Genomic DNA, 14,270 nt, shown 5'->3' with positions numbered 1-14,270 from the left:
CATGATCTGCTTAGTTCAAACCTTTGAACTCAGCTTTACCGCGATATGCAGCATTAGTCAATTCTTCAATACGAAGTAATTGGTTATATTTCGCTACACGGTCAGAACGGCAAAGTGAACCAGTTTTGATTTGACCCGCTGCTGTACCCACTGCAAGATCTGCAATAGTTGAATCTTCAGTTTCACCAGAACGGTGTGAAATTACTGTAGTGTAACCATTTGCTTTCGCAAGATAGATTGCATCTAGAGTTTCAGTCAACGTACCGATTTGGTTGTACTTGATCAGAATAGAGTTACCCACTTTTTCGTTGATACCACGTTGAAGAATCTTAGGATTCGTAACGAATAGGTCATCACCAACCAATTGGATTTTGTCACCAAGGATTGAAGTAAGGTAAGACCAACCTTCCCAATCAGACTCGTCTAAACCATCTTCAATTGAAATGATTGGGTATTGTTTTGCAAAACCAGCAAGGTAGTCAGCAAATTGGTTGCTTGTGAATGCTTTATTGCCTTCACCTGCAAGGATGTATTGACCATCTTTGTAGAATTCTGAAGATGCACAGTCAAGCGCAAGCATAATGTCTGAACCAGCTTTGTAGCCAGTTTTTTCAATTGCTTCAAGAATTACTGTAATTGCTTCTTCGTTAGAACGAAGGTTCGGTGCAAAACCGCCTTCATCACCAACTGCAGTATTTAAACCTTGTTTCTTTAAAACTGATTTTAAAGAATGGAAAATTTCAGCACCAGCACGTAAAGCCTCAGAGAATGAAGTGAAGCCTACTGGCTCAATCATAAATTCTTGAATATCTACGTTGTTGTCTGCATGTGAACCACCATTTAGGATGTTCATCATTGGAACAGGCATAGTCAAAATGCTGTTATTACGAAGGTCTGCGATGTATTGGAAAAGTGGAATTTTCTTTTCGTCAGCAGCAGCGCGTGCAGCAGCTAGCGATACCGCTAAAGTTGCGTTCGCACCTAATTTTTCTTTGTTTTCAGTACCGTCAAGCGCGATCATTGTGTTATCAATGTCTTTTTGTTCGAATACTGATTTACCCAACAATGCATCACGAATTACTGTGTTAACGTTGTTAACCGCAGTTTTAACGCCTTTACCTAAGTAACGAGCTTTGTCGCCGTCACGAAGTTCTAAAGCTTCACGAGAACCAGTTGAAGCACCAGATGGTGCACATGCACGGCCTACAACGCCAGAGGCTAAGGTTACGTCTGCTTCGATGGTAGGGTTACCACGAGAGTCCAAAATTTCACGTGCACGAATGTCAACGATTTGACTCATGAACAATTCCTCAGTTGATTAATAAAAATGATGCGTCAAAAGTGACGCATCAATGTGTATCGAATTAGTGTGTGTCTAACTTTGCGAAACCTTTAACTAAGGTATCGAGCTCTTTTAACTGTGCCAAGAAAGGTTCCAACTGTGACATGCGTAGCGCACATGGACCGTCACATTTGGCATTTTCTGGATCTGGATGAGCTTCTAAGAACAATCCTGCTAAACCAGTCGCCATACCTGCACGTGCCAATGTAGTGATTTGCGCACGACGACCACCTGCAGAATCCGCACGACCACCCGGCGTTTGAAGCGCATGCGTAACATCAAAGAACACAGGGACATTCATTTCTTTCATGATGTCAAAGCCCAACATGTCTACAACTAAATTATTGTAACCAAATGCTGAACCACGTTCACAAAGAATCAGTTTGTCATTCCCTGCTTCCAAACACTTATGCAAAATATGACGCATTTCGTGTGGTGCGAGGAACTGTGCTTTTTTAATGTTGATGATGGCATCAGTTTTCGCCATCGCTTCAACAAGGTCAGTTTGACGGCTTAAAAATGCAGGAAGCTGGATAATATCCGCAACTTCAGCAACAGGCGCAGCTTGATATGGTTCATGTACGTCAGTAATAATCGGCACATTAAAGTGTTTTTTTATGTCAGCTAACCACTCGATTCCTTTTTCCAGGCCTGGGCCACGGAAAGAGTTCAAGCTTGAACGATTGGCTTTATCAAAACTTGCTTTAAACACATACGGAATATCCAAGCGTTTGCAGATATCCACATAGGTTTCAGCAATTTCAAAAGCAAGGTCTTTTGACTCAAGTACGTTCATGCCGCCGAATAGTACAAATGGCAAATGATTTGCCATTTGTATATCACCTAAACGTACAATTTCCTGTGGTTTTAATTGTGACATTTAAACTCTTCCTGGTTTAGTCAAAAACACATTATTTCGCTTTTTGGTACTGCTTTTTAGCAGCATCAATAAAGCCTGCGAATAATGGGTGTCCATCACGTGGTGAACTTGTAAATTCCGGATGGAATTGTACAGCAATAAACCAAGGATGTTCAGGAATTTCAACAGTTTCAACAAGACGCTGTACTGGAGAATAACCTGAAATCTTCATGCCTTTTTCTTCAAGCACTGGGATATAACGGTTGTTCATTTCATAACGGTGACGATGACGTTCAACGATCTCTTCAGAACCGTAAACTTGTGCAGTTTTTGTACCTGCAACCAATTCAGATTTTTGAGCACCCAGACGCATTGTGCCGCCTAAGTCAGAATCTGCATTACGTTGTTGAACTTCGCCGCGCTCATCTAACCATTCAGTGATTAGACCAATCAATGGTGATTTTGTAGAACGGTTAAATTCAGTTGAAGTTGCATCGCTAATACCCGCAACGTTGCGCGCATATTCGATCACAGCCAACTGCATACCTAAACAGATGCCGAGGAACGGTACACCGTTTTCACGTGCAAAACGAATCGCTTTCATTTTGCCTTCTGTACCACGTTCACCAAAACCACCTGGAACTAAGATTGCATCCGCGTCTTTTAATACGTCGTTTACATCTTGGCTTTCAAGTTCTTCTGCATTGACGTAATCGATTTGAACTTTCACACGGTTTTGAATACCCGCATGTAAAAGTGCTTCGTTTACAGATTTGTATGCATCTGGAAGTTCAACGTATTTACCAACCATCGCTACACGAACTGTATATTCAGGGTTCAGTAATGCATCTACAACGTTATCCCAGTCTGTAAGATCAGCTTCTGGAAGATCGTTATAACCAAAACGTTCGCAGATTAAATCATCAACGTTTTGTTCATAGAAAGTACGTGGAATTTGGTAAATTGAACGCGCATCTTTACATACCACAACTGCACGCGCTTCAACGTTCGTAAATAACGCAATTTTACGTGTAGTGTCAGCATCAACATCATGCTCTGTACGGCAGATCAGGATGTCTGGTTGAATACCAATCGACAAAAGCTCTTTTACAGAGTGTTGAGTTGGTTTAGTTTTTAATTCAGCAGCTGACTTAATGTATGGGAGTAAAGTTAAGTGCATTAACATTGTTCGCTTATGACCTAGTTCGACCATAAGTTGACGTACAGATTCCATGAATGGGAGAGATTCAATGTCACCTACTGTACCGCCGATCTCAACGATCGCAACGTCATAGCCTTCACCTGCGCGAAGAACACGTTCTTTAATATTGTCAGTAATATGTGGAATAACTTGAACTGTACCACCGAGGTAGTCACCACGACGTTCTTTATTCAAGACATCTTGGTACACTCGTCCTGAAGTAAAGTTGTTCAGTTTGGTCATTTTCGCACGACGCAAGAAACGTTCGTAATAACCCAAGTCTAAGTCAGTTTCAGCACCATCCTCTGTGACAAAAACTTCACCGTGTTGGAATGGACTCATAGTCCCTGGATCGACATTAATGTATGGATCCATTTTTACCATGGTTACTTTTAAACCACGGGCTTCTAAAAGCGCAGCCACTGATGCAGCTGAAATACCTTTACCTAGTGATGATACAACACCACCAGTAACGAAAATAAAATGGGTCATTAAGTTTCTCGTACAATGGAGCCTAAATTGGCCTACAATGTTGTGCGATTTTACTTTACTCTGTACCAAGAAAGCAAAGTCATTCCGCATCAATTCATAGAACAATTAACAATTGGCTATTGTAACAGCAATTATCATAAAAATTTAGAGTAAGTTCTTATCATTTCTATATTCTTATTTGCTGTTATAATGCATTTATCCAATCCACACTTTTTTGTTTTGTGTAATTATGAATAAGAAACTTTTAATCTGCGGTGCAATCGCAACAGGTCTACTTCTTACAGCATGTGTAAAAAAAGAAGCACCAAAAGAAGAAGAACAGGAACAGGTTGAAGTTGCAGCATCTGAACCAACAGCATCTGTACCTACACAATTAGAACCAGTTGAAGAACAACCCGTTGTTGAAGAAACGACTCAACAGCAAGTTGAAGTGATTCGTGAAGAAACACCGAATACAACAACTGAAATTCGTCGTGAACCTACTCCTCCTGCAGAAGCTCCAGCTCCAAAAGCAGAAGCACCTAAAGCTGCAGAAAAACCTGCACAAGCTGCTCAACCTAAACAAAACTCAGGTTCTGCTCAGTCTGAAGATGACGCCGTGGCTGCTGCCATTGCTGCTGCAACACCTGCTTTAGAGAACTAAGATCGAAGTTTTATCAAACCAATGATCAAAAAAACCCGGCAATTGTCGGGTTTTTTATTGTTTATATGTATATAAAAAGCTGCACAAAACGATGCACAGTTTTTCTCACAACTATTCTTGTAATTTTTCAGCTAAATATTCAATAAATAAACGAACACGTTTCGGTAAATGCTCTTGTTGATAATAGACAGCATGAATAAGCTGTTCATGTGGCTCAATTTGATCGTCTAAAAGTTGTACCAATCGCCCTTCTGCAATATCTTTTTCTAACATAAAAATCGAAAGACAAGCGATGCCCATCCCATGAATCGCAAGCTCGCGTAACGTTTCACCATTTGATGCCTTAATGTTTGGTCGGATTGTCAAAGGCTTCCCTGCGACTTGGATCGGCCAAGTATTCATATGGGTAATTTGACTAAATCCAAGTAAAGCATGTGCGGTTAGCTCATCAGCATTTTGCGGACGTCCATGCTGCTTAAGATATTCAGGACTCGCCACCAAACACAGTCGACTCTTATAGATGAGTTTTGCATGCAAACTGGAGTCGTTTAATTTCCCAAAGCGAATTGCGACATCCGCTTTATGCTCTAATAAGTCAATCACTTGATCATGATTCACCAATTCAATCTGTATATGCGGATAACGCGCATTAAATTCTGGAATCAAGGGAACGATCATATGCAGAATAAACGAAATCGCAGAATCGACTCGCACCAAACCCGATATATCTGCATCTAATTTCAGCAGGGAATCTTCCGCTTCGCTCAAATCATTCAATATCCGCCGTGTTTTAGCTAAAAATAATTGCCCCTCCTGCGTCAGCTTAATTTTGCGGGTTGTTCGTTCCAACAGGGTTACATTTAATTTAGATTCCAGACGCTGTAATGCGCGGCTTACACCAGATGCTGTTTGATCCAGTCTTTCTGCTGCTTTAATAATAGAGCCGCTATCTACAATAACAGTAAAAGCCTGCAGCTCCTCAATTGTCGATTTCATTGCTTATTCGATTCGTGATTTTTAATCAATAATATATTCCAAATTCATGCATTTTTCTTCATTAAAATTAGCAGCACAATAGCATCAATTCAAAAAAGAGAATTCCTGATGATTGTTCCCCAATTTGGTGTCGGTACCTTCCGTTTGGCAGGTGAAACTGTCATTCATTCAGTTAAAACAGCCTTAGAGGTAGGATATCGTGCTGTAGACACCGCACAAATTTACGCTAATGAAGCAGAAGTAGGCCAAGCACTCCATGAAAGTCAGGTCAATCGAGCTGATATTTTCTTAACCACGAAAATTTGGACTGAAAATTATGCTGCCGACAAACTAATACCCAGTCTAAAAGACAGTTTAATTAAATTGAGGACTGATGCAGTTAACCTCACACTTATTCATTGGCCAGCACCTGCTCTAGGAGTCGATATTCCTGAATTAATGGGACATTTACTTGAAGCAAAAAAACAAGGTTTGACTGAACATATTGGTGTATCTAATTTTAATATTGAGCTCACTCAACAAGCCATTGATCACATCGGGCTAGAAAATATTGCAACCAATCAAATTGAACTTAGTCCATATTTGCAAAATCAAAAATTGGTCAATTATCTGCAAACGAACAATATAGATGCCACATCCTATATGACCTTGGCTTATGGCAAAGTTTTGCAAGACCCAACCCTGTTAAATATTGCGGCCGAACACCAAGTCACTTCGGCCCAAATTGCACTCGCATGGGCACTGCAAAAAGGTTATGCCGTGATTCCATCATCAACCAAACGTGAACATTTAATCAGTAATTTAAAAGCTCAAGAGATTCATTTAACACCAGAACAGATGCAGGCCATTACCACACTAGACAGAAATGCGCGTGAAGTGAACCCACCTGAACTTGCTCCAGTGTGGGATATTTAATATGAAATTCAATTTTCCATTAATTGCATTAGCCGTAGGTGCTTTTGCAATTGGCACAACAGAATTTTCACCGATGGGTTTTTTGCCTGAAATCGCAGCAGATTTATCGGTATCTATTCCTCAAGCGGGCTTACTGATTAGTGCCTATGCCGTTGGCGTCATGATTGGTGCCCCATTGATGACCTTATGGTTAGCACGTTTTCCAAAACGTACATCACTCATGTTATTAATGACAATTTTCACCCTTGGTAATCTGCTTGCCACAGTTGCGCCAGATTATTTAGGTTTAATGGCTGCGCGTTTAGTGACGAGTTTGAACCACGGCGCCTTTTTTGGCTTAGGCTCTGTCGTCGCAGCAAGTGTTGTTCCAAAAGATAAACAAGCCAGTGCCGTTGCTATGATGTTTATGGGCTTGACCATTGCCAATATTGGCGGCGTGCCACTCGCAACATGGGTGGGGCAAAATATCGGTTGGCGTATGTCTTTTGCGGCCATCACCTTACTTGGCATCATCACCATGTTGGCATTATGGAAAGCACTGCCCCATCAGCAACAGACCGAAAAACCGGATGTACGAGCAGAGTTAAAAGTATTAACACGCATGCCTGTTGTTTTAGCACTGCTCACCACGGTCATGAGTGCTGGAGCTATGTTCTCGCTCTATACCTATATCGCACCAAGCTTAAAAGTCTTTACTCATGCAAGCCCCGAACTTATCACTTTCATGTTGGTCTTAATCGGGATCGGATTTTCAATTGGTAACCATTTCGGTGGTAAGTTCGCAGATCAATCCTTAGATAAAACCTTGATTGGCTTTTTAGTCTTACTCATGCTGATGATGCTGTTATTTCCAATTTTAGCAACAACCACCATTGGCGCGGCGATTGCATTAATCATCTGGGGAGCAGCAGCCTTTGCCGTCGTACCACCTTTACAAATGCATGTTATGACAGTAGCTCACGATGCACCAGGCCTCGCTTCTTCAGTGAATATTGGTGCATTTAATCTTGGAAATGCTTTGGGCGCTGTTGCAGGTGCCGCAGTGCTAAATCTCAACCTAAGCTATGCTGCAGTGTCTTATGCAGGCGCTACACTGAGCGCTATAGCGTTGATTTTAGTATTGATACAGATGAAGCTTAAACCTCAAACATCTGCATGTTGCGCACAAGCTGAGTAACACACACTTAAAATAGCCTACCCAAAGTAGGCTATTTTTTAGTTCGCATATAACTTTAAAAAATCTGCCATCAATTTGGTTGCCCATGAATGGGTTTCCACTAAACCTTCATAATAACCACAGTGACTGCCTTTTTTGGTGGTTACCACCACAACATTCGGCAAAGAACGGATTAATTCTTTATAGGGTTCAAAGTTTTGAATGTGGCAAACAGGGTCATCTTCGGCATTTAAAATCATCAATGGAATTTTAAGATTTTCAAATACATAAATTGGATTGGTAGATTTTGCATAACTTTCATAATCGGCAAAACCAGCCATTTGGAAATAAGCACGCTCAAACTGCGCCAGATCTTTACTTTTTAGGACTTCTATTAAAGATGGTGTTGTTGACCATGTTGCAGAATAGGGTTCTACAAATTTCTGAAAGAGCTTCTTGGTCATCATTTTACTGTAAAAAGGATGTACATTTTTAAAGCCAAGCTCAGTATCATAGCCCGGACATAAAGCAAAAGCCGCTTTAAGTGGTGTTTCCTCACCTTGCTCTCCTAAATAGCGGACCAATAGCCCCGTTCCGGCAGATGAACCGACGCCATACAAACTCGATTCGGGAAATTTCTGCTGAATACAGGCAATCTGTTCACGTAAGTCATCTGTTGAGCCAAATAAATTTATTTTGGCAACTGGCATAGGTAAATTGGCATGACCGCGTCTTAAACACAGTGCAATGCGCCAACCTGTATATAGATGAAGATCCCGAACCACTTCTCGCATACTTTCAGGCGTTCCCGTAATCGTATGCATGAGTACCACAGTTGGCACATCCGCAGGTAAATCTAAGCCCAACCATGCAATGGCTGTGATTCCACCATCAGCCATGGTTAGCTGCTCTATAGCATCATATTTAAGCTTCACTTGACGCTTTTTAATGACATCAAAATATAGTAAATGTGCGTGGGTATTCGACAGCCAAGGCGTAGGGCGATATTTTTCATGTAGTTGCTTTAACTTCGGCAGCACATGTTTCATTTGCCCTTCAGGATGATAATAAAGCTGTGGTAATTCTGCACCGATTGCATGATCTACAAAATTTAAAAGAGCCTGACGCCCTTTATGCATCACATTATTCATTGACCCTACCTTCACCTCGCTTCGCACTACAGCAAATCATTTCCATCTTTTCACTTTGGCAGACAATGTCCATAAAAAACCGCATCTAAAAAACCGTATCTAGCTAGCAATATTTGTTTGCTTAAGCCTCATAAGCAAAAAGCATGACAATATCCATCATGCTTTTTATCATCCTGAGTTGAGCATTTAAAATCAGCAGATTTAAGGCTGATATTGCATAATGCGCTCACCCATTTTCGCCGCCAATGCTTCTAACCCACTTTTTGGACGGAGCATGACTTCAAAATCAATCATCTGTCCTTGTTCATTAAACTGAATCATGTCGATCCCTTTTAACTTTTTCTCGCCAACATTGGCAGAAAACTCAAGTACAACATTGAGGCCATCCTCACTATAAAACTCACGGTGGTAAGTAAAATTTTCAAAAATTTGAATCACATTGGTCAAAATAAAAGTTACTACAGGCTTACCCGGATATGGGTTAAACGCGACGGGTGAACGAAACACCACATCCTCTGCCAAGAGTTCATTTAAAATATTCATATCCCGTGTGTCGAGCATTTCGTGCCAACGTGCAACAGATTTTTTTGTTGTTTCAATCGTCATGTTTATGTCCTTTTTTTTGTTGATAAATCATTTCCCTATCCTCAAACTCCTCTCAAAATGGAGAGGAAGCACGACAACTGCATATTAAATTGAATGTAGTTGTCGTGGTTAAGTATGAGGCTGATTAAATCACCGCAGCCAAATCTGCACCTTGACGAATGGCACGTTTAGCATCTAACTCACCAGCTTCTTTCGCACCACCAATCAAATGCACATTTTTCCCATCTGCTTGTAGCTGTTCATACATCGCGGTATAGGATTCCTGACCTGCACAAATCACCACATGATCAACATCTAAAATACGTGATTGACCATCAACGGTAATATGCAAACCTTGATCATCAATTTTGTCGTAGCTTGCACCCGCAATCATTTTCACATCGCGGTGTTTCAAACCTGTACGGTGAATCCAACCCGTGGTTTTACCTAAGCCAGCACCAACCGATTTAGCCTTACGTTGCAATAAATACACTTCACGCGGCGATTCTTCGACGTCTGGATGTTTCAAGCCACCGACTTGCGCATAAGTGGTATCAATTCCCCATTCATCATAAAATTTCTCAGGATTGAGGCTACCGCTTTCACCTTCATGCGTTAAATATTCAGCCGTATCGAAACCAATACCGCCTGCACCAATGATCGCTACACGTTTGCCAACTGGTTGACGCTCACGTAAAACTTGTAAATAACTCAATACTTTTGGATGATCAATACCATCTATATCTAACTGACGCGGTGTTACACCCGTCGCCACCACGATGTCATCAAAATCAGACTGAGCTAATTCTTCATAGGTTGCTGTATGGTTCAATACCAATTTAATCTGAGGCAATAGTTCTATTTTACGTTTGAAATAACGCAGCGTTTCATAAAACTCTTCTTTACCAGGAATCGTTTTCGCAATATTAAACTGCCCACCAATTTGGCTCGAAGCTTCAAAAATAGTTATGTTATGGCCACGCTCTGCTGCATAAGTTGCAAAGCTTAAACCCGCAGGTCCCGCACCAATCACAGCGATATTTTTCACCTGTGCAGATTCTTTAAATATCAGTTCAGTTTCATAGCAGGCTTGAGGGTTAACCAAACATGTTGCAATTTTCATTGAGAAAATATGATCTAGGCAGGCTTGGTTACAACCAATACAGGTATTAATTTCATCACTACGACCTTGTTCTGCTTTTTCCACAAAACGTGGGTCAGCCAGCATTGGACGTGCCATGGACACCATATCTGCATCACCCGAAGCAAGTACGTGCTCAGCCATTTCAGGAGTGTTAATACGGTTTGAGGTGATTAAAGGAACATTCACAATACCTTTTAATTTCTTAGTCACCCATGTAAATGCAGCACGTGGCACTTTGGTTGCAATGGTCGGAATACGCGCTTCATGCCAACCAATACCGGTATTGATAATGGTTGCACCAGCTTTTTCAATGGCTTTTGCAAGTTGCACAACTTCTTCGAAAGTCGAACCGCCTTCAACCAAATCCAACATAGAAAGACGATAAATAATAATAAAATTTTCACCGACTAATTCACGCGTACGACGCACGATCTCGATTGGAAAACGAATACGGTTTTCATAACTGCCGCCCCATTCATCATCACGGTGGTTGGTACGTGCAGCAATAAACTCATTAATTAAATAACCTTCTGACCCCATGACCTCTACACCGTCATAACCCGCTGTCTGTGCTAACTGAGCACATCGAGCAAAGTCATTGATCGTGCGTTCGACGTCTGCTGTGCTTAAAGCTTGCGGTTTTACAGGGTTAATTGGTGCTTGAATAGATGAAGGTGCAACATTATTGGCCTGATACGAGTAGCGGCCTGTATGCAAAATCTGCATCGCAATTTTACCGCCAGCATCATGTACCGCCTGCGTAATCACTTTATGCTTTTCCGCTTCTTCTAAAGAGTCTAATTTTGAACCACCAGCAAATGTCACACCATCATCATTGGGAGAAATACCACCGGTTACAATCAGACCTACACCGCCTTTCGCACGCTCTGCATAAAAAGCTGCCATGCGTTCATAACCACCCGGTGCTTCTTCCAAACCGATATGCATAGAACCCATCAATACACGGTTCTTTAGCGTTGTAAAACCTAAATCTAGTGGTGCCAATAAATTTGGATAATTTGACATTTTTTCTCCTTAGCGTGCTGAAAAGCTGGCTATTTTTATCTTCGCTTGTATACGAGCTTTCTATTTCCATCTACGTATACAAGATTTTTGCAACTTGTTGCACTAATTTATATGCGAGATTTGATTTTTATGCAACATGTTGCATAATAAAAAGTACAAAACTATTTTGACTGAGCCATATATGTCTTTAGCCCATGTTTTACTCACGAGCTTACTTGAAAAACCGAGTACAGGAATCGACCTTGCACGCCGTTTTGACCGCTCTATGGGCTTTTTTTGGAATGCGACACATCAGCAAATCTACCGTGAACTCAGTGGCATGCAGCAAAAAGGCTGGATCAGCACTATTGAAGATGAGCACAGCACAACCCGTAAAAAAACCTACCAAGTTGAACAACTTGGACGTGTTGAATTAGCCAATTGGATGGTTGAGCAAAGCCCTCCGGCTCAATTACGTGAAGAGTTGATGGTTCGTTTACGTGCAGAAGCTCAGCTGGGTACAAATGGCGTATTACCCGAATTAGAGCGCCATCTTGAAATTCACAAAGAAAAACTAAAAGTGTACCAGTCTATTTTTGCAAAAGACTTTGCACATGCGCATGATGAAGACCGTACTTTGTACATTCATAAAATGATTTTACAGCTTGGGATTGATTTGGAAATCGGTTGGATCAAATGGCTTGAAACCATCATTCCACAGTTGCATAAGTTTAATCGCTAAAACAAAAAATAAATAGGAAGCCGCATGCCACACTATACAATGCCCGATCAGCAACAACTGTATGTTCGTGAATATGGTCAAGGAGAACCCATTCTGGTTTTATCTGGACTGGGCATGCAAAGTTGGCAATTGCACCCTTTTCTATATCAACACCGAAAGCATTTTAAATTTATCATTCCAGACTGGCGTGGATTTGGCGGCTCTAAACTTTGTCAAATTCCAAATATGGACACCATTTCAAGCCATTGGCGAGATATTGACAGCTTAGTTTCCCAGCTCGGTTACGATAAACTCACGGTGATTGCCTACTCCATGGGGGCAACAACCACCATGCATGGTTTAAAATACGGTCAGTTTGCTGAAAAAATTAAACGTTATTTGCACATCGATCAAACGCCTAAAATACGAGTAGATGCTGATTGGCAATATGGTTTATATGGCAAACGCCACACTGAGTTTTTAAGTATTTTAGAAGACATCTCGAAGGTACTTGCAATCAACCTCTCTGTGCCATTTGCACAGCAGATGAATAAACATGACCGTCAAGGTCTGGTCGACGCTTGGTTAAGGTTCATAGACTTACAAAATAGCAATCCTTATGCATTATCCGCTTTCCGTATTGCATACCAACAACCAACTTTACAGAAGCTGATGTTACCCTCACAAAGTGTGGCGTATTTATATTGGTATATTCAAAATTATTTGAACCATACTGAAGATTATCGTGAAGCCATTGCAGCACTCACCGCGCCAACAACTTTTTTCACAGGGGCAAAATCGATCCTCTATCCTGCTCAAGGTCAAAAAATTATTGCTGACAGCCTAGCCAATGCAGAGCAGATTATTTTTAAAAAATCGGGACACACGCCATTGCTCAGTGAACCGGTCAAATTCAGCCGTGAACTCACCAAGTTCTTAAAACAAGCGCTCTAATAAGACTGAATAAAAAAATAGGCTCAATACTTTTCAAGATTGAGCCTGTTTTTTATATACAGGATGGTTTTACTTAATAGGTAACTTAAAAATTAATTTCAAAATCAAATTGTTTTTAATGTTAAAACAAGTGTTAGAAAACTCGACGATCATATTCAATTGCTTCTAAGTCATACACTTGGTAAACACAGTCAAATAAAGGACGCGCCAATTCCCCTTCATCATCATTCCGCACGATCAAGTAAATTTGGCTAATGGCCGCACTATCCGATAATTTCACATAATTCACATGCCTAAACTGCATAATTTGTACAGATTCAGGAACAATACAAATGCCTTCGCCTGCGGCAACCATGCCTAGTGATTGCTGCAAATCTGCTTGAGTGTTAAAGCGTTTCGGCTCCATACCATATTCTAAAAACAACGACTTGATTAGCGTTGCATAACTTTGACCATCCGTTGCTGGATAGATAAAAATCTGCTCATCTTTGAGATTATTTAATGCAATCTGCTGCTGTGAAGATAAAGGATGACTCGAATGCACCGCAACAATTAGTGGCTCTTCTCGTAATAGCACACGTTTAACCGCCTGATCCGACACACGAACTCGGCTAAAACATGCATCAACCCGACCTTCTTTTAATGCCTGAATCTGATCGACTGCACTCAGTTCAATTAAATTTACATTTAAGTGTGGATATTGCTGACGGAACAAATAAACAATTCGAGGTAATAAACCACAGAGTAACGAACCGCCATAGCCAATATTAATAGTACGTTCAGTGGCACTGGCCCGCTGCGTAATGAGCTTAATTTCTTCTGCATTGGAGAGTAATTTCACGGCTTGCTGATAAAAGAAACGGCCGATGGTGGTGGTTCTTAAAGGACGGCTGCCACGCTCAAAAAGCTGCGCACCCAACTCTTCTTCTAAATTTTGAATTTGACGACTTAAAGGAGGTTGAGCAATAAATAGCTTTTCAGCAGCCTTCGTAAAACTCTGTTCTTCTACAACGGCGACAAAGTAACGTAAATGTCTTAATTCCATGACATTGTCCTTTAATGTCGAATTTCTTTCATAATGGTCTTTTATTTGAATATATCAGGAC

At 41.0% G+C, this 14,270-nt stretch carries 13 protein-coding genes; 5 read left to right on the top strand and 8 right to left on the bottom strand.

The genetic code is table 11. From position 1 onward, the window contains the following. Positions 1-10: 10 nt before the first annotated feature. The 3 genes from eno to FTU16_RS02610 form a co-directional block, all read right to left on the bottom strand. A complete protein-coding gene (gene eno / locus FTU16_RS02620) occupies positions 11-1,300 on the bottom strand; it encodes a phosphopyruvate hydratase (RefSeq protein WP_180162637.1) in 1,290 nt (429 codons plus the stop codon). A gap of 64 nt (positions 1,301-1,364) precedes the next feature. Further along, the gene (gene kdsA / locus FTU16_RS02615) at positions 1,365-2,222 is read right to left on the bottom strand and encodes a 3-deoxy-8-phosphooctulonate synthase (protein ID WP_078188522.1); all 858 of its coding nucleotides are present in this window, start codon (positions 2,220-2,222) and stop codon (positions 1,365-1,367) included. Between the two features lie 31 nt (positions 2,223-2,253). Beyond that, entirely contained in the window at positions 2,254-3,894 is a 1,641-nt protein-coding gene (locus FTU16_RS02610) for a CTP synthase (RefSeq protein WP_078188523.1), read from the bottom strand. 229 nt (positions 3,895-4,123) lie between these two features. Here FTU16_RS02610 and FTU16_RS02605 point away from each other — a divergent pair, with 229 nt between their 5' ends. Continuing rightward, entirely contained in the window at positions 4,124-4,537 is a 414-nt protein-coding gene (locus tag FTU16_RS02605) for an internalin (protein WP_180041001.1), read from the top strand. A gap of 111 nt (positions 4,538-4,648) precedes the next feature. Here FTU16_RS02605 and FTU16_RS02600 read toward each other — a convergent pair whose 3' ends face one another. Next, entirely contained in the window at positions 4,649-5,533 is an 885-nt protein-coding gene (locus FTU16_RS02600; RefSeq protein WP_180162636.1) for a LysR family transcriptional regulator, read from the bottom strand. A 108-nt stretch (positions 5,534-5,641) separates the two neighbouring features. On the opposite strand from FTU16_RS02600, the gene dkgB reads away from it, so the two are divergent. Beyond that, entirely contained in the window at positions 5,642-6,448 is an 807-nt protein-coding gene (dkgB, locus tag FTU16_RS02595; RefSeq protein WP_218955611.1) for a 2,5-didehydrogluconate reductase DkgB, read from the top strand. Position 6,449: 1 nt separating this feature from the next. Next, positions 6,450-7,625 (top strand): MFS transporter, encoded by a 1,176-nt coding sequence (locus tag FTU16_RS02590; RefSeq protein WP_180026264.1) that lies wholly within the window; start codon positions 6,450-6,452, stop codon positions 7,623-7,625. Between the two features lie 38 nt (positions 7,626-7,663). On the opposite strand, the gene FTU16_RS02585 is transcribed toward FTU16_RS02590, so the two are convergent. The 3 genes from FTU16_RS02585 to FTU16_RS02575 form a co-directional block, all read right to left on the bottom strand. After that, the gene (locus tag FTU16_RS02585; RefSeq protein ID WP_180162635.1) at positions 7,664-8,755 is read right to left on the bottom strand and encodes a YheT family hydrolase; all 1,092 of its coding nucleotides are present in this window, start codon (positions 8,753-8,755) and stop codon (positions 7,664-7,666) included. Between the two features lie 201 nt (positions 8,756-8,956). Next, the gene (locus FTU16_RS02580) at positions 8,957-9,361 is read right to left on the bottom strand and encodes a nuclear transport factor 2 family protein (RefSeq protein ID WP_121532411.1); all 405 of its coding nucleotides are present in this window, start codon (positions 9,359-9,361) and stop codon (positions 8,957-8,959) included. A gap of 124 nt (positions 9,362-9,485) precedes the next feature. Then, positions 9,486-11,510 carry an NADPH-dependent 2,4-dienoyl-CoA reductase gene (locus tag FTU16_RS02575; RefSeq protein ID WP_180022123.1) on the bottom strand — a complete coding sequence of 675 codons (2,025 nt, stop codon included), beginning with the start codon at positions 11,508-11,510 and terminating at the stop codon, positions 9,486-9,488. A gap of 181 nt (positions 11,511-11,691) precedes the next feature. Between FTU16_RS02575 and FTU16_RS02570 the strand changes: the two genes are divergently transcribed. Together FTU16_RS02570 and FTU16_RS02565 are read left to right on the top strand one after the other, a co-directional pair. After that, the gene (locus FTU16_RS02570; RefSeq protein ID WP_180022122.1) at positions 11,692-12,231 is read left to right on the top strand and encodes a PadR family transcriptional regulator; all 540 of its coding nucleotides are present in this window, start codon (positions 11,692-11,694) and stop codon (positions 12,229-12,231) included. A 24-nt stretch (positions 12,232-12,255) separates the two neighbouring features. Then, the gene (locus FTU16_RS02565) at positions 12,256-13,164 is read left to right on the top strand and encodes an alpha/beta fold hydrolase (protein WP_180162634.1); all 909 of its coding nucleotides are present in this window, start codon (positions 12,256-12,258) and stop codon (positions 13,162-13,164) included. Between the two features lie 133 nt (positions 13,165-13,297). Here FTU16_RS02565 and FTU16_RS02560 read toward each other — a convergent pair whose 3' ends face one another. Next, positions 13,298-14,209 (bottom strand): LysR family transcriptional regulator, encoded by a 912-nt coding sequence (locus FTU16_RS02560; protein WP_078188530.1) that lies wholly within the window; start codon positions 14,207-14,209, stop codon positions 13,298-13,300. Positions 14,210-14,270 lie beyond the last annotated feature (61 nt).

Origin of the sequence: Acinetobacter sp. YH12069 (genome assembly GCF_013419675.1) — a bacterium.
Lineage (GTDB): Bacteria > Pseudomonadota > Gammaproteobacteria > Pseudomonadales > Moraxellaceae > Acinetobacter > Acinetobacter amyesii.
Note: the sequence above shows the minus strand (reverse complement) of the source record. Positions and strands in the feature narration are given on the sequence as shown.

Excerpts from the sequence above, each read along its gene's own strand:
- eno (WP_180162637.1), bottom strand. The coding sequence starts at position 1,300 with ATGAGTCAAATCGTTGACATTCGTGCACGTGAAATTTTGGACTCTCGT.
- kdsA (WP_078188522.1), bottom strand. The coding sequence starts at position 2,222 with ATGTCACAATTAAAACCACAGGAAATTGTACGTTTAGGTGATATACAA.
- FTU16_RS02610 (WP_078188523.1), bottom strand. The coding sequence starts at position 3,894 with ATGACCCATTTTATTTTCGTTACTGGTGGTGTTGTATCATCACTAGGT.
- FTU16_RS02605 (WP_180041001.1), top strand. The coding sequence starts at position 4,124 with ATGAATAAGAAACTTTTAATCTGCGGTGCAATCGCAACAGGTCTACTT.
- FTU16_RS02600 (WP_180162636.1), bottom strand. The coding sequence starts at position 5,533 with ATGAAATCGACAATTGAGGAGCTGCAGGCTTTTACTGTTATTGTAGAT.
- dkgB (WP_218955611.1), top strand. The coding sequence starts at position 5,642 with ATGATTGTTCCCCAATTTGGTGTCGGTACCTTCCGTTTGGCAGGTGAA.
- FTU16_RS02590 (WP_180026264.1), top strand. The coding sequence starts at position 6,450 with ATGAAATTCAATTTTCCATTAATTGCATTAGCCGTAGGTGCTTTTGCA.
- FTU16_RS02585 (WP_180162635.1), bottom strand. The coding sequence starts at position 8,755 with ATGAATAATGTGATGCATAAAGGGCGTCAGGCTCTTTTAAATTTTGTA.
- FTU16_RS02580 (WP_121532411.1), bottom strand. The coding sequence starts at position 9,361 with ATGACGATTGAAACAACAAAAAAATCTGTTGCACGTTGGCACGAAATG.
- FTU16_RS02575 (WP_180022123.1), bottom strand. The coding sequence starts at position 11,510 with ATGTCAAATTATCCAAATTTATTGGCACCACTAGATTTAGGTTTTACA.
- FTU16_RS02570 (WP_180022122.1), top strand. The coding sequence starts at position 11,692 with ATGTCTTTAGCCCATGTTTTACTCACGAGCTTACTTGAAAAACCGAGT.
- FTU16_RS02565 (WP_180162634.1), top strand. The coding sequence starts at position 12,256 with ATGCCACACTATACAATGCCCGATCAGCAACAACTGTATGTTCGTGAA.
- FTU16_RS02560 (WP_078188530.1), bottom strand. The coding sequence starts at position 14,209 with ATGGAATTAAGACATTTACGTTACTTTGTCGCCGTTGTAGAAGAACAG.